Raw genomic sequence first — 21,434 nt, forward strand, 5'->3', positions numbered from 1 at the left:
TAGATTCATATTTAATAGATTTTATGGTATAATGATAGGGATAATTAATTCATGATTGCTACATAACATGGTAATAATAACCTAGTCCGATAATTAACAATGGTAATTAAATTCTAAGTAAGGTTTTATTTAATAAATTTTTTGATAAGGTGTGATTTTGTGACAGAACTGGTAAACGGAAAAGTACAGCATCGAAAACTTCCTCTTACTAAAAAAATCTTTCGAGCGATATCCATTACTCTCGGAGCAATATTAATGGCTGTCGGTCTAGAAATCTTTTTAGTCCCAAACAAAGTAATTGATGGGGGCGTAACAGGTATATCGATCATGTTATCTCATCTAACGGGTCTTGAGCTCGGTATCTTTCTATTCCTGTTAAACCTGCCATTTGTATATTTAGGGTACAAGCAGATGGGTAAAACCTTCGCTATTTCTACAATTTATGGAATTATTGTTTTATCTATTTTTACTACATTATTTCACCCTGTACCAGCCTTTACCGATGATATTCTTCTTGCGACCATTTTTGGCGGCATGATATTAGGTATTGGGGTTGGAATTGTTATTCGCTTCGGCGGAGCATTAGATGGTACAGAAATATTATCGCTGGTTATAACCAAAAAGGTGCCATTCTCCGTTGGTCAAATTATTATGTTTATCAACATATTTATTTTAGGTGCTGCAGGTTTTGTATTTAGCTGGGATCGTGCGATGTATTCCTTACTTGCTTACGTAATTGCTGCAAAAGCGATTGATACGGTAGTGGATGGCTTTGAGGAATCCAAATCTGTTTGGATCATTAGCGATGTAGCAGAAGAAATTGGAAATGCCGTAAATGCACGCTTAGGTCGTGGTGTAACCTATCTTAAGGGTGAGGGAGCCTATACGGGTGACCATAAGAAGGTTATTTTCAGCATCATCACTCGACTTGAAGAATCGAAGCTAACAACGATTGTTGAGGAAATTGATCCAAATGCCTTTTTGGCGATAGCAGACATATCTGAAGTTAGGGGCGGACGTTTCAAGAAGAGAGACATCCATTAAATTACATATATTATGGTAAATCTCAGGGATTATTTCTCTGAGATTTTTTATTATCCTCTTTCAACACTTTTTATGTTACATTTGATGTGTAACTTCAAGATTACTAGAAAAGGATGAAACGGGATGCCAACAGACAAGAAAAGAATTGAGAAAGATTTCTTAGGAGAAAAAGAGATACCGGTTGATGCATACTATGGAATTCAAACAATTAGGGCAGTGGAGAATTTTCCGATTACTGGATATCGCATCCATGAGTCCCTGATTAAAGCGCTTGCAATGGTAAAAAAGGCAGCAGCGATTGCTAATATGAATACAACTAGATTATACAAAGATCTTGCTGGTGTTATTATACAAGCATCAGATGAAATTATTGCTGGTAAGTGGGATGATCAATTTATCGTCGATCCGATTCAGGGTGGTGCGGGTACTTCGATGAACATGAATGTAAATGAAGTCATCGCAAACCGTGGGCTCGAATTACTTGGTCGAGCGAAAGGGGATTATTTTCATTTAAGTCCTAACACACATGTAAATATGTCACAATCTACGAATGATGTATTTCCAACAGCTATACATATTTCAACTCTTACCTTATTAGAAAAATTACTAGTCACAATGGAAGATATGCAAAAAGTATTTAAACAAAAAGCTGTCCAGTTTGAGAAGGTTATTAAGATGGGCCGTACACATCTTCAGGATGCCGTACCGATTCGTCTTGGACAAGAGTTTGAAGCATACGCTCGTGTTCTTACACGTGATATAAATAGAATCAAACATACCCGAGAGCATTTGTTAGAAGTGAATATGGGAGCTACGGCAGTAGGAACAGGACTGAACGCTGATCCTAAATATATTAAAGATGTAGTGAAGCAGCTCGCTGAAATCAGCGGTTTTCCACTTGTAAACGCTGAGCACCTAGTGGATGCGACACAAAATACAGACGCATATACAGAGGTTTCAGCTGCTCTAAAAGTCTGCATGATGAATATGTCGAAAATCGCAAATGACCTTCGCTTGATGGCTTCAGGTCCTCGAGCTGGGCTAGGTGAAATTCGTCTTCCTGCACGTCAGCCAGGTTCTTCAATTATGCCAGGTAAAGTGAATCCGGTTATGCCAGAGCTAATCAATCAAATTGCCTTCCAGGTGATTGGAAATGACCATACGATTTGTCTTGCGTCTGAAGCTGGCCAACTTGAGCTGAATGTAATGGAGCCAGTTTTAGTCTTTAACCTTCTTCAGTCCATCAGTATTATGAACAACGGGTTCCGTGCTTTTACAGATCATTGCTTAGCAGGCATTGAAGCAAATGAAGAGCGTTTAAGAGACTATGTTGACAAAAGTGTTGGAATTATTACGGCAGTAAATCCACATCTTGGATACGAAGTAGCAGCTCGAATTGCGAGAGAAGCCACTATTTCAGGAAAATCTGTTCGTGAACTTTGTTTACAGTATGATGTTTTAACAGAAGAGGAATTAGACATTATCTTGAATGTGTATGAAATGACTGAGCCAGGGATAGCAGGGGAAGAACTTTTGGATAGAGATTAATAGTTATATATATAAAGGGTGCTCGTTAAATGAGCACCCTTCTTAGTGTCTATAAATCAAGTAATTCCGTTAAGGTTACCAAGTTATACCCCATGGATTTTAAAATAGGGATGACTCTATCAACTGCTTCAGGTGTATTGATTCCTCCAATATGCATGAGGATGATGTCGCCGTTGCTTGCTCCTGATTGTATTCTTGAAATGATCACTTCAACAGAAGGCTGCTTCCAATCAATGGTATCAATGGTCCATTGGATGCTATATGGATATCCTGCTCCGCCAACAGCTTTAAGGGCAGCTGCATTATATGTTCCAAATGGAAAGCGGAAATATGGACGTGGAGTAACACCAGTTGCTCTTTTTATTGCTTCTTCTGCTTTTATTATATCCTGAACAAAAAGATTCGTATTTGTGTTAACTGCATCTGGATGGGAGTAGGTATGGTTTCCAATATCATGCCCTTCTACAGCCATTCTCTTAGCGTAATTCGGAAACTTATCTGCCCAGCTGCCTGTAAGGAAAAAAGTCGCTTTCACGTTATGCTTTTTCAGTACATCCAAAATCGCAATTCCAATGGCGTCACTGCCAGCATCAAAGGTTAAGGCAATCTCTTTTTGCTGAAGGCTGCCGTTAGTAATAATGACAGATGGCTCTGTTGTTGGTGGAGTTTCTTGTTTGGGCGGTTCTTGTGGCGGAGGTGGTTCAACATTTTTTCCATATAATTTTAAGATTTGCCCAACAAAGATAGTATCCGAAGTTAGATTATTCCATTCCTTTATTTTAGCAACTGTCAAATCGGCTCTCTGTGCAATTGACCATAAGGTGTCTCCAGCACCTACTTTATAATCCACAGTTCCATTCTCTGGGACAATAATTTTTGCAGGTTCTGCAGGAGGTGGATTCGTTGGCTCCTCATCTTTTGGCTCCTCATCTTTTGGACCTTCCTCTGCTGGTTCTTCATCTGTTGGATTTTCTGATGGAGGAGTTTCCTCAGGAGGATTTTCTTTACCTGGAACCTCGTTTCCATTATCAGGGGTTTCGGTCACGGGTGGATTAGGATTGTTTTGTCCAGGCTTTGAAAGGTCCCAATTTAGGAAAAACAACATAAAGACAAGGGCAATCAAACTCAAGGCTGTAAGTGTAAAGTAAATCCACTTCCCACCCCTTTTTTGGAAGTATGAAACAACTCCCAATACGAGGAATATTGAAAATATCATAACTGTAAGAATCATTATTATTCCGGTCATCGAAAAATTTCCCCCTTATTGATTGAAATGAATAGGGAGCAGAATTTAAATTTAGGATTAGTATTGACTGTGGCTACATAATGGGTGGAATAGAGGAGGTAAATAAGAGGAACATATTTCTGCTTTAATTATATCATATGAAGGTTTATAGGCAGATGGTCACGAATTATTGGTAAAAACATAAAAAGAACCGCCATGATTTATATCCATGCGGTTCTTTACGTTATTTTTCACTCTTCTTATCATTCTTTTTGTCATTCTTTTTATCACTTAACCCTCTGTAAATCTGCGTATACATACTTCCTTCTTTGATGTTTTCTAGGAAAAAAGGACCGATGAGTTCTATATATTCTTCATCATCAAACATTCTTTTGTTTTCTAATTCCATTTCTCCTAATCCATCGTATGTAGAAAGCAGTGCAAAGGTATGATCTTCACCGGAAATAGGTGTAAGAATTTCAACATGATGATTATAATTGTCATTTCTAAACTTTTTAATCTCACGTAAATTGTCTATCGCTTCTTTAAATTTATCTTGTTTAATAATAAACGTCTGATAAACAAAAACAGACATTAAAGCACCCCCTCTAGAAATATACAAGCATACATATCTTTATAAATCTCCAGAAAGGGTAATAAATATTCTACGTATAATAATTACAATAGCGTGATGTTTGCTTTTTTACAGTTTTCAATGATTTCATCATTCCAGACCGAAACCTGAACCTCACCGATGTGAACTTTTTGTAGGAAAAGCATACATATCCTTGATTGACCGATACCTCCACCAATCGTATATGGCAATTCCTGATTTAGAATGGCTTGATGGTATTCTAAGGACATCCTATCCTCGGTATTTGAAATCTTTAATTGTTTTTTTAGTGCCTCTTCATCGACACGAATGCCCATAGATGAAACTTCAATGGATTGTTCTAGAAGGGGATACCAGAAAATAATATCACCATTTAATGTCCAGTCATCATAATCTGGTGACCTTCCATCATGTTTTTCACCAGATACTAACTGGCCTCCAATTTGCATAATGAACACAGCACCATATTCTTTTGCAATTCTGTCTTCTCGCTCTTTCGGTGAAAGATCTGGATACATGGTTTCAAGTTCCTGCGTGGTAATAAAATGAATCTCCTCAGGCAGAATAGGCTCAAGTACAGGATAGTACTCATGTAGATGGTTTTCTGTCTTTTTAAAAACTTGAAATATTTTTTGAACTTCAGATTTTAAAGTACCAAGGTTACGCTCTTCTTTTGTAATAATTTTCTCCCAATCCCATTGGTCTACATAAATGGAATGTAAGTGGTCTAGAACTTCATCTCTTCTAATCGCATTCATATCTGTGTATAATCCTGCACCAAGTGCAAAGCCATACCTTGCCAAAGCCATCCTTTTCCATTTTGCTAATGATTGAACGATTTCGATATTAGAATTTTTTATATCTAACGCCTCGAAGGAAACCATTCTTTCGACACCATTTAAGTCATCATTTAAACCCTTTCCAGATTTTAAGAGGATAGGGGCTGATACTCGGGTTAAATTTAAGCTCTCAGCTAAGGAACTTTCAAAGTAGTCCTTTGTTCTCTTTATTGCCACTTCTGTTTGTAAAAGATCTAATTTTGAAGCATAAAGCTGTTGAGTAGAAAGTGAATTTTGCATTAATCGAATCCTCCAGTAAAAATCATTATTGAAAAAGTGTTTTTATATGCAATCAGATGTATTCCAAAAGAATATTCTGAAATTATAGCAAAATTATGATTTCCTTTCCATAGGTTTAGATCAAACTACAAAAAAAATCTCTCCAACGAGTTAACTCGTATGAAGAGATTTTTTTCATTACCTCAGTTGATCCCAATCTGAGTAGGCACCACTGCCTTGACAACCAGGACATTCCACTGAGTTATAATAAGCAAATTCATTATAAGGATAAACGGTAAAGCCTCTCCCGTAGCAATCAGGACATTTTTCTTGATTCTTCATATGAGATACATGATTTTGATATCTTGTTTCTCTCCACTGGTTAAAGGAGTTAATTAAACCCATGTTCTACACCTCATTGTTTTTTTCTTAGTATGATTAAAAAATGGAATATTTATGCAGAAAACAATTTGTGTATGTTTTTTACCATGATTCCCAAACTAACTAAAGAGGTGATACTTTTGAGTGATTGGAACGAACAAGCAGCGCCAAATAATAATATACCTCCAAGAATTGTTAGACCCTTTGAGCGTCGTGATCAAAGTGTTAATCATGAGTTCTCAGAGGAATTATCTGATGGCGGTGAACGTGACGAATTTATTCAACATCAAAAAAAGATAAAGAAATAGTCAGGTTTGGTGACGATTAATAAAATCGTCACTTTTTTGTTTTACAAATTATATTAAGTAGTGTAGAATTTCTATGTACCTAATATTTCTAGGTAGGTGAAGTAATGTTTAATCGAGAATTGGTAAAAGGAAGTACATCCTTAATCTTGCTCCAATTGTTAAATGAAAGAGATATGTATGGCTATGAATTGGTGAAAGAATTGGAGCAGCGAAGTGATAATGGCTTAAGCGTGAAAGAGGGGACATTATATCCAGCTCTGCACAAGCTTGAAAAACAAGAGTATATCGAGTGCTATTGGCAGGAGCAGGAAAAAGGCCCTGCACGTAAATACTACCAAATTACTGACGCCGGAAAAGAAGTTCTGAATGAAAAAACCCGTGAATGGCAGGATTTTGTAAAGGTGATGAACAAGGTAATAGGGAGATCAAAGCATGGAACGGCCGAAGAATAAGTTTTTAGAAGAGCTCGAAAAAGGGCTTGGAAACCATGAAGATAAGAAAAGTATTCTACTGGAATATGAAGTCCATATCGATGAAATCCTTATAGAATCTTATGACTGCAATGATGAGACTGAAATGATGGAAAGAATTATTTCCAGATTAGGGAGTCCTGAGGAAATTGCAGCCATGTGGAAAGAGGAGCTCTCTGTTACACCAAGTAAAATGAAATGGCTTTTTATTCTCATGAATATTCTCTTTTTTGGGGGAGGAAGCTTATTAACGCTATTCCATAATCTATTTCAATGGAATTGGCTTTCCGTTATTTGGAGCCATCTAACCGATATCCCCGTCTTAATTGCCTTTATTTATATGTTATTTTGGGCATTGCTCGGCTATGAGATTGGTAAAGGCTTTGGACATGGAGGAAAAAGCCTGCTAAGGAAGACTTTTTTACTTTCATTGATACCAAATCTGTTGTTGATGGTCTTAACAGTATTTGAAATTATTCCGCATTCGTGGTTTGAACCGTTATTAACAAAAACATTTATTATTGCTTGTATCATTTTGACTATCATCTTATATCCAATTAGTTGGCTTGGATATCGATGGGGTAGGAAGGCATCGATATAAGCAGCTTTTTTTACCTACATACCTAGTAAAACTATGTATATAGAATTTCTATATGGAAGAGGGATATTTATGGAATTGAAAATAGGTAAATCAGATTGGATTTTTTTATTGTTGTGTATGGTGTTGGGAATTGTGGCGGAGGAGGCTTTTTTTAGAGCTGAAATAGGCATTTCCTACTTAGTGTTTATTGTTGCCTTTTATGGGATATTTTTTTTCCGATACCGCCGTTTTTCCTTCTCTCACCAGCGATTCGGTTATCTTGTATTAATTTGCATCTGGCTGTTAGCAGTTAGCTATTTTATAAATGATAATATGTATTTTTATGCTTTGAATATTATCGTGATTCCAGTACTTGTTCTTTTCCATCTTGTATTAGTAACAAGCCAAAAAAACATCCGCTGGAATAAACCAGCCTTTGTCACCTATTTATTTTCGAAATTAGGTGGTGCAATAAAGTATAATTTCGTATTTGCGTCACTATTGGGCAAAGTTTTTAAACAAGGCGTTGATGAAAGTAAGTTTCAAGTGTGGAAAAAGGTTTTAATTGGAGTCTTAATTTCCATTCCCGTTTTGATGGTTGTCTTATTGCTTCTGATGTCTGCAGATACTCAATTTGAAAAAATGGTAGGGGGAATTCCACAGTGGTTTCAAGTAATTGATGCTGAAGTCGTTTTTCGTATCATCGTAGTTTTGTTTTATACTTTTGCCTTCTTTGGTCTCATGCAGGTTCTGATGAAGAAACAAATAAATGTATTGAATCAGAATGGCAATCAACTAACCTTTAATATGGATGGTGTCATTACCATTACTGTCCTAGTGTTAATAAATGCGGTATATGTCCTCTTCACCATTGTTCAATTTAAATACTTCTTTAGTGGGTCGCTACAGGGAGACTTCACCTATGCTGAATATGCAAGAAAAGGCTTCTTTGAACTATTATTTGTTACCCTGATCAATCTTTCGATTACAGTACTTGTTTTAACCTTTGTTAAGAGCACGGTTGGTTTCATAAAAAGATTTATCCAATTGCTGCTAACCGCTCTTGTTCTTTCTAGTGCAGTGTTATTAAGTTCAGCTTTCATGCGTCTAAGCATGTACGAGGACGCATATGGATTTACCTTTATAAGAGTCATGGCGCATTCGTTTATGATTTTTCTTGTTGTTATTTTCATGTATACCTTAATTAAGATTTGGATTGAAAAACTTTCCTTATTCCATTTTTATTTTATAAGCGCCTTACTCTATTACACTGTGATGAACGTAATAAATGTGGAGCAAATTATCGTCAACAAAAATATTGAACGATATGAACAAAGTGGGAAAATTGATTTGCATTATCTAAATAGCTTATCTCACACAGGTATTTTAGGGTTAATGGAGTTATATGAAAAAAACCCCCAGCTTCCGGGTTTGAAAAATGTATTACTTGAAAGAAAAAATGAAGCAAATCTAAGCAATTATTCATGGCAGTCCTACAACTTAAAAAGAGTGCAAGCAAATGAAGAATTAAGAAAACTTCATTTAGAATAAAGGTTATCAAGGGATTTGGTCGAAACTATTAGGATAAACATTTATCTAGGGGAGATTGGATGATGAATCGTAAAGATGTATTACTTGAACAATTCCTTTGTTGTCAAAAAAAGAGTCATTGGTTTGTCTCGTTTGAAAAAGCAGTCGCTGGATTAACTCCGGAGCAAGCGTTATGGAAAAAATCGGATTCTGAGAATTCCATTTGGGAACTCATTAGTCATTTAGTTTTTTGGAATGAGAGATTTTTAAAGCGATTTAAGAATATTGCGGTTCTAAAGCTGGAAGGGAATAATGATACTACTTTTACCTATATGAATGAGTTGGAATGGGAACAGGTAATAGAACGATTTAATATGGTGATGACTGACTGGTATGAGACAATTAAGAATAGTGATGATGAAAAGCTTGATCAACGTATTAGTGAGGAATCGAAAGAAACATGGTCTGAATCATTGTCGAGTATTATCCTTCATAATGCCTATCATATTGGACAAATCGTTTCTATTCGTAGAATGCAGGGTGTTTGGAGTAAAGAGCAAGGAGTAAGTTGAAAAAGTACAGCCAGCCGGCTGTGCTTTTGTATTTCTGTAAAGTTTTTGTAAAATAGTACTTTGTGATAGTGGATTATGAGGTTATTTTCCTTTTTAAGGAAAATTTCTAGGAGTTTTTAACCTGTTTATTTTTCGAATATTTTGGTAATATTTGTGTTTAGTAAGACGAAATACTAGGATATGACTAGTAAACTGCTAGAAATTCATAACTAGAAAGGATATGTTACCTTGAAAGTTTTAAATCCAGTACCATGTCAGAGCGAAAAGCATTTAACTCAATTGGCATCAGTTGGTCAAATTGCAGCAGGGATTGCTCATGAAGTTCGTAATCCATTGACGGCTGTTAAAGGTTTTCTGCAATTACTAGAACATGAAAGTAATCCTGAGTATATTAACATTGCACAGTTGGAATTAGAAAATGCCTTATCAACACTGAATGAGCTTCTTCAAGTTTCTAAACCAGACCAAGAAAATGAGGAACCGCAAATGTTTCTCATAGCGGTCGAACTGGAATCTATCTTAAATTTATTTCAAGATAAAATATACGATATTCAAATACATACAAGTTATTTCGACACTACAACTGCTATATATGGTAAAAAAAACCAGTTTAAAAAGGCATTTTTTAATCTAATAAAAAATGCTCTGGAATCGATGAATGAAATAGGGGAATTGTCTATCAGCCATTTTGCTGAAGGAGAAGAAATCGTGGTATGTATAGAAGATACTGGAATAGGGATCCCAAAAGAAAAATTATCCTTATTGGGGACACCGTTTTATTCAACAAAGGACCTCGGAACTGGGATGGGGTTAACCCAAGTGTTTTCGGTGGTCTACCAGCAGGGTGGAAGAATCAATGTCGAAAGTGAAGAAAATAAAGGAACAAAATTTTCCTTAAGAATTCCAATTGGAAATGATCCTAAAAGGAGAGGTGTTAAAAAGTTGGATTTAACCTATGAAGAAACATTATCAATAAGAGAATTTTTTCATGCAAATAAAGATATATTTGAGAAAAGATTATTAGAAGAAGCAATTAACGTAAAAGATAAAATTGATGAGATACATAGGATTGGCAATATAAATCTATTAAGTAATGCACATAAACTCGTGTTACTGATAATTGAGGAACGTGAACATGAATTAATAACATTCGCAAAACAAGAAGGAATTGCCTGGGCTAAATATTCGATTACGATTGCTTTTAAATTGGAATGGATACAAGCAATAAGAAGAACCGTTTGGGATTTCCTCTATAATTTTGATTTAAATGAAAATAATGATCATTCATCTGAATTTTATTTTACTTTGGAAAAAAACATCAATCGGCAATTTGATCATTTCTTAACTTCGTTCTTTATTCAATATACTAAATATAAAGATGAATTGTTGGACGCTCAGAGAAAACTTCTAGAGAACCTATCTGTTCCCATTATTCCAATCTCAAAAAATATTAGCATTATACCGTTAATTGGTGCAATTGATAGCTTTAGAGCCAATACAATTGAAGATAAAATCATCACGGAAATTGGTAATTCCCATATTCAGACGTTAATATTAGACCTTTCGGGTGTAGCTGTGATGGAGGTTGAAGTCATCAAACATCTCATTCGGGTTATTAATGGAATCTCGATGATGGGGTGTAAGACAGTAATAACGGGACTCCGTCCAGAGATTGTAAAGCTCGTTATCAATTCAGGAATCTCTTTTGATCATGTTGCCGAATTAAAAGGAACCCTACAGGTTGCTCTTTCAGAGTATCTTGGGGTGAATACATTGAAATAGAAAAAGGGCAGAATTTAACTCTGCCCTTTTTCTATTAAAGGTAATTAGTCTCCATTGAACATATCAAAAATTCCTCTTGCAATACTGCCTTCATCTTTTCCCCCGCCACGATGCGGTGCAGCTGCAAAGACACGGCTTGCAAGTCTGCTAAATGGCAGAGATTGAATCCAAACTGACCCTGGCCCTCGTAGTGTGGCGAAAAATAACCCTTCACCGCCGAATAGGGCTGTTTTAACTCCCTTAACAAATTCGATATCATAATCAACACCACTTGTCATTGCCACGAGACAGCCGGTGTCTACTCTTAATGATTGGCCTGGTTGGAGCTCCTTTTTTGTAATTGTTCCACCGGCATGAACAAAAGCTAGGCCATCACCTTCAAGTTTTTGCATAATAAAGCCTTCACCGCCAAAGAACCCAGCACCAATTTTTCGTTGAAATTCTACTCCAACGGAAACACCTTTGGCAGCTGCTAGGAAGGCATCCTTTTGACAGATGATTTTTCCACCCAACTCACTTAAATCCATTGGAATAATTTTACCGGGGTACGGAGAGGCAAAGGAAACATGTTTTTTGCCATGACCTTGATTGGTAAAGGCCGTCATGAATAAGCTTTCACCTGTAATCACCCGTTTACCTGCGCTGAATAATTTGCCCATCAGACCGCTGCCTCCAGAGTTACTAGATCCATCTCCGAAAATCGTCTCCATATGTATGTCATCTTCCATCATCATAAAGCTTCCTGCTTCAGCGATAACTGTTTCTTGCGGATCAAGCTCAACCTCAACAAACTGCATATCATCGCCGTAGATTTTGTAATCAATTTCATGATTATTCATCTTTTTCCCTCCTCTAATGAAAAATCCCTTATAATTCCATTTTATAAGATTTAGGGGAAAAGTGCTAATTTTAACCATAAAAAAGACGCCTGCATATAGCAGGCGTCTTTGCGTATTGAGGCGAAAAACCACACTCCACATAGTGTGCTCCAAAAAGGAATGTTTCTCGACTTACACAACTCAGCTCATCGCTCAATTAATATACCACAGAGATGGGGGACAATACAACTGGAAATATTTTTAAAACAAATGTCTTGATTATTACTTCGTATTCCTCTATATTCAAATAATCAGATATACAAATTTAAAAGATAAGAAGGGTTCATATGTTTAGTGACAAAAGATTCCATCAATATTCCTTAAGTAACGTTCCAAAAGATGTCCTGTCAGGACTGATTGTCGGTGTAATTGCCATACCTCTTGGGATGGCCTTCGCGATTGCTTCAGGAGTGAAGCCGGAATATGGAATCTATACAACAATTGTTGCCGGAATTCTCATCTCCTTGTTTGGAGGCTCTAAGTACCAAATTGGCGGTCCAACAGGTGCGTTCATTCCAATATTATTTGGAATCGTAATGACGTACGGATACGAAAATCTGTTAATTGCAGGCTTTCTAGCCGGAATTATGCTGGTCTTAATGGGAATTTTTAAACTGGGATCATTAATTAAATTTATCCCAAGACCTGTAACGATTGGATTTACTACAGGGATTGCAATTACCATTTTTACTGGACAAATTGCTAGTTTCCTAGGGTTGACAGGGATTAAGAAACATGAAGAATTTATCAATAATCTAAACGAACTTTTCATTCACATTGATAGTATTAACCTTTTGAGCATCCTAACAGCGGTCATATGTTTAGCAACCATTATACTAACACCCAGGATTGCCCCTAAGGTCCCAGGTCCATTAATTGGATTAATTGTTTCAACTATGATTGCAACTTTGCTTTATCCAGGGCAAGTAGCAACAATTGGAAGTGCCTATGGACAAATTCCAAACTCTCTGCCACAACTCCAGATACCTAATTTGAGCTTTGAGATGATTATTACTCTATTAAAGCCAGCTTTTATCATAGCGATGCTTGGCGGGATTGAATCCTTGCTTTCAGCAGTCGTGGCCGATGGTATGACAAATAGTAAACATAACAGCAACAAGGAACTCATAGGTCAAGGGATTGCCAATATGGTAACACCCCTATTTGGAGGAATACCGGCAACCGGGGCGATTGCCAGAACGGCTACGAATATAAAAAACGGGGCAGTATCCCCATTATCCGGGATTATTCATGGAATAGTAGTATTGCTTGTATTACTGTTTTTCGCTCCATTCGCATCCTATATTCCGCTCGCCAGCATGGCACCTATTCTAATGGTTGTTGCCTGGAATATGAGTGAACGCAAAGTATTTGCCCATATTTTAAAAACCAAATCAACAGATTCACTTGTCTTAGTCGTTACCTTTTTGTTAACAGTTTTTGTTAATCTGACAACTGCGGTTGAAGTTGGTTTAGTGATGGCTGCGGTTCTATTTACTTTGAGAATGAGCAATTTGATGACCACAAGAAAGGCATTGCCTAACCTTCAGCATAAACATGCAAAAGTGGAGACTCAAATGGTATCGGATTCGCATGATTGCCCTCAGGTAAGTATTTATAATGTAGAGGGACCATTATTCTTTGGAGCTGCACAAACCTTTGAGACATCGATTATGACTACGATAAACTATCGACCTAAGATTCTCTTATTACGAATGAGCAGAGTGCCTTTTATGGATACTACGGGTGAAGCCAATTTAGCTAGTATTGTGTCTCACTTTTCAAAAAATGGTATAGTGATTATATCGGGAATAAACGAACAGCCCAAAAATGTTCTAAGAAGTACGGGTTTATATGATGTGATTGGTCAAGAGAATTTCTTTGAACACACAGGTGACGCCATTCAGTTTGCGTTATCTGAACTGGATCGCAATAAATGTCTTGGCTGTAAACACTTCGCCTTTAAAGAGTGTAAAAAGCTTTCGGCACAAGAAGTAATGGAAAGCGGCAAACAGAAGCTCTCGGCTACTTACTAGGATTAAGGACGTGAATAGATTGAATTTAGAAATGCAGCAATTTAAGGCGGAATTTTTCAAGGCACTCGCACATCCTTTGAGAATCCGTATATTGGAGCTGCTAGCTGAAGGGGATAAAAATGTAAATGAAATTCAAACCCTTGTTGGCAGTGAAGGATCTGCTGTTTCTCAGCAGTTAACAATTTTAAGAGCGAAGAATATTGTCTCGGGAACAAAGGAAGGAAATAAAGTCATTTATACGCTAAAAGATCCAATGATTGTTGAACTGCTTGCCGTTGCTCGACAAATTTTTAATAATCATCTTGTGGATACGATTACGATTTTAGATAAGTTCCGAGACGAGGATGAAGAAGTAGTAACCATGCCGAAGAAATAATTTTCTTCGGTTATTTTTATGTTTAACCCTAGGAATATCTTGTTTTTTAAAAAATCAATTAATTGTAATATTTGAACCATCATTTTCCTTGATTTCTATATTACTATAAAGGTGTATACAAATATTAGGAATTTAGGAAGTGATCAAATGATTTACGACTTGGTACTGCTGCATCCGCCTACAGTATATGATTTCAGAAAAGAAATGCTATTTACCGGTCCAATCAGCGATGTGGTTCCATCATCACCCGTATTTGAAATGTATCCGGTTGGTTTAACTAGTATCGGGGATTATCTTGAACGGTATGGATTAAAAGTGAAGATTGTCAATATCGCCAATCGAATGCTTTTAAATCCGAATTTTGATGTTGAGAAAAAAATTAAGAATATGAAAGCAAAGGCATTTGGGATAGACCTTCATTGGCTGCCACATGCACATGGAAGTGTGGAACTAGCAAAAATCGTTAAGAAGTATCATCCGGATACACCGGTTATGTTCGGAGGACTCTCCAGCACGTATTTTCATAAGGAATTAATTGAATATCCTTGCATAGATTTTGTTGTCCGCGGTGATACCACTGAGAAATTAATCCTAATGCTGCTTAATAAGTTGCAGAAGAAGGATGTAAAGGGATTTGCAGATATTCCAAACCTAACCTGGAAGCAAAATAATCAATATTTTTATAATGAAATTACGTATGTACCAGATAGTCTCGATGAGTTTAATTTGCCAGGTTATCGCTATGTTATAGGCTCAGTCTTTAAATATTTTAATCTATTAGACCCATTGCCATACAAAGGATGGCTGCAATATCCAAATACCGCTATTTTAACTTCTAAGGGTTGTAACTATAATTGTTTAATCTGCGGAGGTTCCAAAGATGCCTATGCGTTAAATTGTAATCGGAAGAAGTTAGTCATGCGTTCCCCACAAAAAATGCTCGAAGATATTGCTTTAATCCAACGTTTCACACGTGCACCTATTTTTCTTTTGAATGATATAAGGCAGGGTGGCAAGGAGTACGTTGATGAGTTTCTTGATGGCTTAACAAAAATGAAGTTAAAGAACGAAATTGTTTTTGAATTGTTTAATTATGCAGATGAGAGATTTTTTGAAAGATTAAATAAAGCAATGCCTAAGTACAGTATCGAGCTTACCCTTGAATCGGCGGATGAAGATATCCGTAAATATAACGGCAAACTGCCTTGTAGCAATGCCAAGGTAATAGACATGCTCCAATATGCGTTAAAGCATGGATGCGCAAAAATTGACTTATTTTTCATGACAGGTATACCCAATCAAAGTTATGAAAGTGCGATGAGAAATGTCAATTTTTGTGAAATTATTCACAAAGAGTGTGGGGAAGATACACGAATTTCCTATTTTGTTGCGCCACTTTCTCCATTCCTTGATCCAGGCAGCCCGGCGTTTGAAAACCCAGAAAAATATGGGTATAAAAAATTCTGTAACAAGCTAGAAGACTTCCGCGAAGCTATGAAACAACCATCCTGGAAAAATATGCTTAGCTATGAAACCAACAGCATGACAAGAGAGGAAATTGTAAAAGCAACGTATGATTCAGCTTTAAAGTTAAATGAATTTAAATACAAGAATCATATTATTGCTAAAGATGTTCATGAAGAGGTTAGGCTGAAAATAGAAAAGTCAGTCGAGTTCCTTGCCAGACTTGATGCACTAGCGCTTCTGCCAGAGGATGAAAAAGTAAAAGAGCTTTCCAAAATAAAAAAAGAAGTGGAACAAATCAATCGCCACAGTATTTGTGGTGAGAATGAGCTGAAATGGGAAGTCAAAAAGCTGTTTGCAAACTTCCCATCACTAACCTATATCGGTTTAGAATTACTCATCAAAGATGTCGTAAAGGATATAAAATGTAAAGTAGGCAGGATTGACAGGAATCAAGTTTTGGACACAAATCCAAGCAGTAATCAGCATAAAAAGTAAGGTGATACAAACAGCCCAAAAGCCTTGCAAACCCCGAATTTTGTAGGCTTTTGTCTATCGTATTTTATTGACTATACAGCTTAAAAATGTTAAATTTTAGTCAGCCGTTGCACGAGATTAGATTTATGTTACAAAGCTTGTTCAAGTTTTAACTGAAGTTGGATAAGAAAGAGGAAGTAAAGCTATCACGTTGTAATTTGGTGAATTTTACACATGGCTTTGTCTAAGCCAATAGGAGGATTTTTTTACATGAAAAACGGTAAAGTAAAATGGTTCAACTCTGAAAAAGGTTTCGGATTTATCGAAGCTGAAGATGGAAACGATGTATTTGTACACTATTCCGCTATCCAAACTGAAGGTTTCAAAACTTTAGAAGAAGGTCAAGAAGTATCTTTCGAAGTTGTTGAAGGTGCTCGTGGACCACAAGCTGCTAATGTAACTAAAAAGTAATTTATAATGCCAATGATTTAACAGCCCGACCAAAGTGTCGGGCTGTTTTTTGCATATATTGATATAATCATACCCCTATTTACCTTTAATTGCTTCGTTTTCCATCCTCTTTTAGGATGGTATTTTGCTATAATAGTATTTATGAGATTAAAAAGATGGGGTGACTAAAATGAAATTTATCCATACTGCCGACTGGCATTTAGGTAAGTTAGTGCACGGTGTCTATATGACGGATAATCAACGTGAAGCACTAAATCAATTTATTGAAATTGTTACAGAAGAAAAGCCAGATGCGGTTGTGATTGCAGGTGACTTGTATGACCGTTCCGTTCCGCCGACTGACGCAGTTGAATTATTAGATGAAATTCTGTTTAAAATTAATGTTGAGCTAAAAACGCCAGTTGTTGCAATTGCCGGAAACCATGATAGCGCTGAACGTCTTTCATTTGGAAGCTCGTGGTATAAACATAGCCAACTCTACTTATCTGGTAAGCTGTCCGATAGCTTTAAGCCTGTACAAGTTAAGGGAGTTAATTTCTTTTTAGTCCCTTATGCAGAACCTGGAGTTGTACGTCAACTTCTATGTGATGATTCGATTCATTCCCATCAGGATGCTATGAAAGGATTGGTTGGCAGGATGGAGGAAAACTTGAACCCCAATGAGCCCAATGTGTTGGTAGGACATGCCTTTGTCTTAGGCGGGCAGACTTCAGACTCCGAACGTGTTTTATCCGTTGGAGGATCTGGCTGTGTAGGTGCTGAACTTTTTGACCCATTTTCTTATACAGCACTGGGTCATCTCCACAGTCCGGATGCTATCAAACATGATAAAGTAAAATATTCCGGTTCCCTTTTAAAATATTCCTTTTCAGAAGCAAAGCAAAATAAATCGATTTCCATTATCGAAATGGACGAGAAAGGAAATTTTTCTCATCGCTATAGGTCCTTGAATCCAACACATGACATGCGTGAACTTGAAGGGCATCTTGAGGAATTACTAGATCCTTATTTTTATGAAAAACAGAAATTACATGACTATTTGAAAATTACCTTGCTTGATGAGGGTGCACTGCTTGACCCAATCAATAAACTACGTCAAGTATATCCGAACGTCCTCCATCTTGAACGGAAAATAGATATTACGGATTTGAAGAAAAAACAATCATTTATCATTACTTCGAATGAGAAAAAATCGGAGATTGATTTGTTTGAGCAATTTTATTCGGAAATGACAACCTCTGAGTTTACAGCCGATAAAAAAGAAGTTATGGCTGATGTGATTGAAAAAGTGGTACGAGAGGAGGCTGCAAAGTGAGACCATTAAAATTAACCATGCAGGCATTTGGTCCTTATGCAGATGTAGAAATCATTGATTTCACCCAGCTGGGGAATCGTACGATGTTTGTTATTTCTGGTAAAACTGGATCTGGGAAGACCACAATTTTCGATGCAATTAGTTATGCGATTTATGGAAAAGCAAGTGGGGAAGATCGTAACGGACCTGAGTTACGAAGCCAATTTGCAAGACCGGATTTGGTAACAGAGGTTTCACTTGACTTTGCTATTCGTAACAAAGTGTATTCGATTACCCGCTTACCTCAACAGCCTAAAAAGAAGGAAAAGGGTGAAGGATTTACGACTTTACCAGCCAAAGCTGAATTATACAGCTGGGATGAAAAAGGTGAAAAAAAATTAATCGCCACCAAAATCAATGAGGTAGAGGAAAAGATTAAGGAAATTATGCTGATAGACAGCAACCAGTTCCGCCAAATCTTAATGATTCCTCAAGGTGAATTCCGAAAGCTATTAACCTCCGACAGTAAGGACAAAGAAGTTATATTACAGCGGTTGTTCCATACTCAAATTTATAAAATGGTTGAAGACAGGCTGAAGGTAGAGTCAACCGAATTGAAGAATTCTGTTGAAATGCAGGTTCAGACTAGAAATGAAAACCTCAGGCGTATTCAAGCGGTGACAAACGAAGAGCTAAAAGGATACTTGGAAGCAGACAGTGTAAATGATTTAATCATGATGCCATTACTACAGGAAGAAGTCAGTGGTATGGAAAGTCTACTTGAAAAATTAGTTACTAGCTTGAAAGAAAAGGACCAAGAACAAGACTCCTTAAAAGGTAAGTTATTTGAAGCAGAAACAATTTTAAAGCAAATTCAAACAAGAGAAGCATTAAAAGCAGAAAAGATTCAACTTGAATCACAAGCAGAGGTTTTTGCTGAAAAAGAAAAGCAGGTTCAGCTTGCGCATAAAGCTGCATTGTTGGCACAGCAAGAAGAGCTCTGCCATCGATTAAAGCGAGAATTGGACATTCTTCAGGGTAATGTAACATCTATACAGAGCGAAATCGATAAACTAGATGTTCTTACTAAACAATATGAGCAACTATGGCAGACAGAGAAAGAGCGTGAAGGCGAACGTCAAAAAGCACTAGATGCCATTAATCAATTAATAAACATGAAGGACGATGTTTATTCCTTCGCAGCTTTGGTAAAGGATTCATCAATTGTGGAGGCCTCGCTCAAGGATGCAAAGGACAAACATCTAAAAGCAGAAAATAACTTTAAAAACCTGGAAGAACGAATCAAAGTACTAAACGACAAAAAGGTAGTCATTGAGAAGGGTAAGCTTCAATATTTGGAAAATGACCGACAGATTGAAAAAATGCAAATCGAACTTGATAAGCTAGAAAAATATGAGTTTAACTTGGGACGTCATCAAAAAACGGTACAAGACCTTAAAGTGAAGTCCAGTAAGTTCGAAAATAGTACTGCAAGGTATTTGGATGCCAAGGCACTAGTTGAAGATATGGAGAGCCAATGGCTGCATGGCCAAGCATCACTTCTCGCAGCACGCCTTACTAACGGTGAAGCATGTCCAGTTTGTGGTTCGGAGCATCATCCATCTCCAGCGTCCTCGAATCAAGATCTGATACCAAATGAAGAGGATTTGAAAGCTTCAAAGCAGCAGGCAGTTCTTTTGGAAAAAGAAAAATCAGCGGCAGAATCTCAGTATTTTGAAAGTCAATCGATTGAAAAAACACAACGAGAAAAGTGTGAAGAGATTTTAAAAGAAATACACGCTTATCGGATTGATTTTAAGGAATCAGATTTACACTTAACGAAAACAGAAGTGATGACTAACAAAAATAAGGTACTTGAATCACAAAAAATACTTGCTGCTCAAATTAAAATGCTTGATCAAATTATTCTTGAACTCGAAAAAAGCGATACGGAAAAAATAGCATTACAAAGTGCTATTCAGCAGTTTGCAACACATGTATCAGAGTTGACGGTACAGTTTACGGAGAAGAAAACGAATTTAACTAGGATGATGAAGGTTATTCCAGAGAATCTTCGCAGTGAAGCAGCTTATGAAACAGCACTAACCAATTCTAAAAAACATCATGATATGTTAGTGAAAAAGCTTGAAGAGGCGCAGCAGCGATTACAAGCAGTGAAAGAAAAACAATCGGCTGAAACAGCTCGATTACAGGATGCCGTGAAGCACCACTCTGGCAAAGAGAGCGAGTTGAAGATAGAGAAAGAACTCTTTGTTAAGAGACTTGCAGAGCAAGGTTTTATTAATTATGGAGAATACCACTCTGCTAAAAAAAGTGAAGCTGATATACGGAATCTTGAAGGTCAAATCCGCAGTTATCGTGAAGAGTTACGCTCTGTTTCAGACCGATTAAAAGAATTGACTGAGCTCCTACAGGACGTTAGGACTCCAGATGTTGATGGATTAAGAGCTTCGTTAGAAAATTTAGCCCGTGATATTGAAGAGCTAATCAATCAGCGGACAGATCTGTTTGTTAAGAAACGGGACAACCTTGAAATTTATAGCAATGTCGAGAGAATAAATGCGCAAATGAAGGTGCTTGAAGAACGATATAAGCTAATTGGACACCTATATGAAATTGCTAAAGGACAAAATACGTATCGAATTACGTTTGAACGCTATGTACTTGCTGCTTTCTTAGATGATATTTTGCGGGAGGCAAATGTTCGATTAAGGAAAATGACAGCAGGCCGATTTGAGCTTCTAAGGAAAACGGACCGTTCGAAGGGGAATGTTCAAAGTGGCTTAGAGCTTCTAGTCTTTGACCAATATACGGGTCAAGAGCGCCATGTAAAAACTTTATCCGGCGGGGAAAGCTTTAAAGCCTCACTATCTTTAGCTCTTGGCCTAGCGGATGTCGTCCAAAACTATGCAGGCGGAGTTTCATTAGAGACGATGTTTATTGATGAGGGCTTTGGGACGCTTGACCCTGAATCACTTGATCAAGCGATTGAAGCATTGATGGATATCCAAAGCAGTGGACGCTTAGTCGGTATCATCTCGCACGTTCCAGAGCTTAAAGAACGAATCGATATTAGACTAGAGGTTATTGCAGGGCAAACCGGAAGTAGGACAGAGTTTATATTTACAAACTAATTTTGTTTGAATGCCCTCTTTGGAATGATGAATGATTGCGGTCACTCAAGTATGTCCAGAGTGACCGAAAGTGAAAAAGTGTAGGCTCGATGGTCACTAAAAAAGCCACGTGAGTCTAATAGGAATAACAAAATATAAAAAACCAGAAAAAAATTCTGGTTTTTTTGTTTGA

The 21,434-nt window shown here is 37.0% G+C and carries 19 protein-coding genes; 14 read left to right on the plus strand and 5 right to left on the minus strand.

The genetic code is table 11. The features are described from left to right. Nucleotides 1-159 precede the first annotated feature (159 nt). Entirely contained in the window at nucleotides 160-1,044 is an 885-nt protein-coding gene (locus M3189_RS04180) for a YitT family protein (RefSeq protein WP_251632370.1), read from the plus strand. A gap of 123 nt (nucleotides 1,045-1,167) precedes the next feature. Next, on the plus strand, nucleotides 1,168-2,592 hold the full coding sequence (gene aspA, locus M3189_RS04185) for an aspartate ammonia-lyase (RefSeq protein WP_251632372.1): 1,425 nt from the start codon (nucleotides 1,168-1,170) through the stop codon (nucleotides 2,590-2,592). A gap of 49 nt (nucleotides 2,593-2,641) precedes the next feature. Here the strand turns inward: aspA and M3189_RS04190 are convergent, their stop codons facing one another. From M3189_RS04190 to M3189_RS04205, 4 genes are all read right to left on the minus strand, one after another. Continuing rightward, the gene (locus tag M3189_RS04190; RefSeq protein ID WP_251632374.1) at nucleotides 2,642-3,838 is read right to left on the minus strand and encodes a polysaccharide deacetylase family protein; all 1,197 of its coding nucleotides are present in this window, start codon (nucleotides 3,836-3,838) and stop codon (nucleotides 2,642-2,644) included. Between the two features lie 223 nt (nucleotides 3,839-4,061). Next, on the minus strand, nucleotides 4,062-4,412 hold the full coding sequence (locus M3189_RS04195; RefSeq protein ID WP_179158709.1) for a hypothetical protein: 351 nt from the start codon (nucleotides 4,410-4,412) through the stop codon (nucleotides 4,062-4,064). An 83-nt stretch (nucleotides 4,413-4,495) separates the two neighbouring features. Beyond that, the gene (gene asnA, locus M3189_RS04200; RefSeq protein ID WP_251632376.1) at nucleotides 4,496-5,509 is read right to left on the minus strand and encodes an aspartate--ammonia ligase; all 1,014 of its coding nucleotides are present in this window, start codon (nucleotides 5,507-5,509) and stop codon (nucleotides 4,496-4,498) included. Nucleotides 5,510-5,686: 177 nt separating this feature from the next. Next, entirely contained in the window at nucleotides 5,687-5,893 is a 207-nt protein-coding gene (locus tag M3189_RS04205; protein ID WP_251632378.1) for a methionine aminopeptidase, read from the minus strand. 116 nt (nucleotides 5,894-6,009) lie between these two features. On the opposite strand from M3189_RS04205, the gene M3189_RS04210 reads away from it, so the two are divergent. From M3189_RS04210 to M3189_RS04235, 6 genes are all read left to right on the plus strand, one after another. Next, complete coding sequence (locus M3189_RS04210; RefSeq protein ID WP_179292604.1) at nucleotides 6,010-6,177, plus strand: hypothetical protein; 168 nt, start codon at nucleotides 6,010-6,012, stop codon at nucleotides 6,175-6,177. A 104-nt stretch (nucleotides 6,178-6,281) separates the two neighbouring features. Next, nucleotides 6,282-6,629, plus strand: a complete 348-nt coding sequence (locus tag M3189_RS04215; protein WP_095248688.1) for a PadR family transcriptional regulator — start codon at nucleotides 6,282-6,284, stop codon at nucleotides 6,627-6,629. After that, entirely contained in the window at nucleotides 6,610-7,248 is a 639-nt protein-coding gene (locus M3189_RS04220; RefSeq protein WP_251632381.1) for a DUF1700 domain-containing protein, read from the plus strand. Before M3189_RS04215 ends, M3189_RS04220 begins: the two co-directional genes overlap by 20 nt. A 69-nt stretch (nucleotides 7,249-7,317) precedes the next feature. Then, nucleotides 7,318-8,778, plus strand: a complete 1,461-nt coding sequence (locus tag M3189_RS04225) for a DUF4153 domain-containing protein (RefSeq protein ID WP_251632383.1) — start codon at nucleotides 7,318-7,320, stop codon at nucleotides 8,776-8,778. A gap of 59 nt (nucleotides 8,779-8,837) precedes the next feature. Then, the gene (locus M3189_RS04230; protein WP_251632385.1) at nucleotides 8,838-9,329 is read left to right on the plus strand and encodes a DinB family protein; all 492 of its coding nucleotides are present in this window, start codon (nucleotides 8,838-8,840) and stop codon (nucleotides 9,327-9,329) included. Between the two features lie 228 nt (nucleotides 9,330-9,557). Next, a complete protein-coding gene (locus tag M3189_RS04235) occupies nucleotides 9,558-11,111 on the plus strand; it encodes an ATP-binding protein (RefSeq protein ID WP_251632393.1) in 1,554 nt (517 codons plus the stop codon). Nucleotides 11,112-11,155: 44 nt separating this feature from the next. Here the strand turns inward: M3189_RS04235 and M3189_RS04240 are convergent, their stop codons facing one another. Further along, the gene (locus M3189_RS04240; protein WP_251632395.1) at nucleotides 11,156-11,950 is read right to left on the minus strand and encodes a TIGR00266 family protein; all 795 of its coding nucleotides are present in this window, start codon (nucleotides 11,948-11,950) and stop codon (nucleotides 11,156-11,158) included. A 326-nt stretch (nucleotides 11,951-12,276) separates the two neighbouring features. Between M3189_RS04240 and M3189_RS04245 the strand changes: the two genes are divergently transcribed. The 6 genes from M3189_RS04245 to M3189_RS04270 all read left to right on the plus strand — a co-directional run bounded on the left by M3189_RS04245 (nucleotide 12,277) and on the right by M3189_RS04270 (nucleotide 21,262). After that, nucleotides 12,277-14,025 (plus strand): SulP family inorganic anion transporter, encoded by a 1,749-nt coding sequence (locus tag M3189_RS04245; protein ID WP_251632396.1) that lies wholly within the window; start codon nucleotides 12,277-12,279, stop codon nucleotides 14,023-14,025. A 19-nt stretch (nucleotides 14,026-14,044) separates the two neighbouring features. Next, a complete protein-coding gene (locus M3189_RS04250; RefSeq protein WP_251632399.1) occupies nucleotides 14,045-14,401 on the plus strand; it encodes an ArsR/SmtB family transcription factor in 357 nt (118 codons plus the stop codon). A 147-nt stretch (nucleotides 14,402-14,548) separates the two neighbouring features. Continuing rightward, nucleotides 14,549-16,363, plus strand: coding sequence for a TIGR04190 family B12-binding domain/radical SAM domain protein (locus M3189_RS04255; RefSeq protein WP_251632401.1), 1,815 nt, complete (start codon nucleotides 14,549-14,551; stop codon nucleotides 16,361-16,363). A 249-nt stretch (nucleotides 16,364-16,612) separates the two neighbouring features. Next, nucleotides 16,613-16,813: a cold-shock protein gene (locus M3189_RS04260; RefSeq protein WP_007083969.1), complete on the plus strand. Its 201-nt coding sequence runs from the start codon at nucleotides 16,613-16,615 to the stop codon at nucleotides 16,811-16,813. 169 nt (nucleotides 16,814-16,982) lie between these two features. Continuing rightward, nucleotides 16,983-18,128: an exonuclease SbcCD subunit D gene (locus M3189_RS04265; RefSeq protein WP_251632403.1), complete on the plus strand. Its 1,146-nt coding sequence runs from the start codon at nucleotides 16,983-16,985 to the stop codon at nucleotides 18,126-18,128. Beyond that, on the plus strand, nucleotides 18,125-21,262 hold the full coding sequence (locus tag M3189_RS04270; protein WP_251632405.1) for an SMC family ATPase: 3,138 nt from the start codon (nucleotides 18,125-18,127) through the stop codon (nucleotides 21,260-21,262). The genes M3189_RS04265 and M3189_RS04270 overlap by 4 nt, the downstream gene beginning before the upstream one ends. Nucleotides 21,263-21,434: the final 172 nt, after the last annotated feature.

The sequence above is a fragment of the Neobacillus niacini genome (assembly GCF_023715415.1).
Lineage (GTDB): Bacteria > Bacillota > Bacilli > Bacillales > Cytobacillaceae > Neobacillus > Neobacillus niacini_C.